Source organism: Falsiroseomonas oryzae, from assembly GCF_027856955.1.
Taxonomy (GTDB): Bacteria; Pseudomonadota; Alphaproteobacteria; order Acetobacterales; family Acetobacteraceae; genus Falsiroseomonas; species Falsiroseomonas oryzae.
This window is the reverse complement of the sequence record NZ_JAPSMD010000769.1, coordinates 1-1,410: the sequence shown is the minus strand read 5'-3', so window position 1 is coordinate 1,410 and position 1,410 is coordinate 1. Positions and strand designations below refer to the sequence as shown.

The window sequence follows — 1,410 nt, the reverse complement described above, 5'->3', positions numbered from 1 at the left end:
CAGCACCCCGCCCGCCACGCCGGCCAGCGCCCGCCAGGCCAGCAGCCAGGCCAGCCCGCCCTGCCAGGCGCAGGCCGCGAAGGCGACGAGCGCCAGCGCCATCCCGGCATCCAGCGCGCGCGGCACGCCGAGCCGCCCGCCGATCCACCGCCCGGCCAACACGCCGGCCAGGTAGCCCGCGAAGTTGCCGGCGCCGAGCAGCCCAGCGCCGCCGCCGTCCACCCAGCCCGCGGCGACCATGGCCGGGAACAGCGGCACATAGGCGAAGCGGGCCAGCCCCACCCCGGCCAGGATGGCCCCCGCGCCCGCCCAGGCGGTGCGCATGCCGCCGCGCCTCATGCGGCCCGCGTGATCGGGTGCCCGGTTGAACCACCGCGGTCACTTGTCCATGCTGGCGCCGTTTCACGCAGGGCTCCGATGCCGCCCCTGTCCGGCCCATTTGCCCGCCGAGGATCCATGTCCCATCCCACCGGCCGCCCCATCGGGCGGAGATCGCTTGCCGCGCTCGCGCTCGTGCCCATCGCCGGCTGCGGCTCCGTGCCGCCGGCGCAGGCGCAGCGCGGCGCGCTGGCCAGCCTGCCCGACTTCGCCGACCTCGCCGAGCGGGTGCTGCCTGCCGTCGTCAACATCGCCGTCACCTCCGAGCAGCGGGCGGAGGTTCCGCCGGAGCTGCGCGGCACGCCCTTCGAACGCTACTTCCGGGAACGCCGCGGCCGCGGGCAGCAGACGCAGGGCGCCGGCTCGGGGTTCATCCTGGACCCGGCCGGGCTGGTCGTCACCGCGAACCACGTCATCGGCAATGCGACCCGCGTCATCGTCTCGCTGCAGAGCGGGCAGGAATACGCAGCACGCGTGGTCGGCTCCGACGAGCTGACCGACCTCGCCCTGCTGCGGGTGGAGGCGCGCGCCCCGCTGCCTTCCGTGCCCTGGGGCAATTCCTCCGCCATGCGGGTCGGGCAATGGGTGCTGGCCGCGGGCAACCCCTTCGGCCTTGGCGGCACCGTGACCTCAGGCATCATCTCGGCGCGCGGGCGCGACATCGGCTCCGGGCCCTTCGACGACTTCATCCAGACCGATGCGCCGATCAATCCCGGCAATTCCGGCGGGCCGCTGTTCAACGTCGCGGGCGAGGTGATCGGCATCAACACGGCGATCTACTCGCCCTCCGGCGCCTCCGCCGGCATCGGCTTCTCGGTGCCGTCCGACCTGGCGCGGCCGGTGATCGAGCAGCTGCGCAACGGCGGCCGGGTGGAGCGCGGCTGGCTGGGCGTGGCGGTGCAGGACCTGCCACAGGAGGAGCCGGGCCGGCGCGGCGCGGCGCCGGTCCGCGGCGTGCTGGTGGCGGGCGTGGAGCGCGGCAGCCCCGCAGCCCGCGCCGGGATCCGCCAGGGCGACCAGGTCACCGCCATC

General features: G+C 75.6%; 2 protein-coding genes. One reads left to right on the top strand and one right to left on the bottom strand.

Annotated elements, in window-relative coordinates:
* Nucleotides 1-324: YbfB/YjiJ family MFS transporter (locus OZN99_RS31515; RefSeq protein WP_270939136.1), on the bottom strand; the 324-nt coding region annotated here is incomplete at its 3' end.
* A 132-nt stretch (nucleotides 325-456) separates the two neighbouring features.
* Here OZN99_RS31515 and OZN99_RS31510 point away from each other — a divergent pair.
* Nucleotides 457-1,410 (top strand): trypsin-like peptidase domain-containing protein (locus OZN99_RS31510; RefSeq protein ID WP_270939135.1); only part of this gene is annotated, 954 nt, incomplete at its 3' end.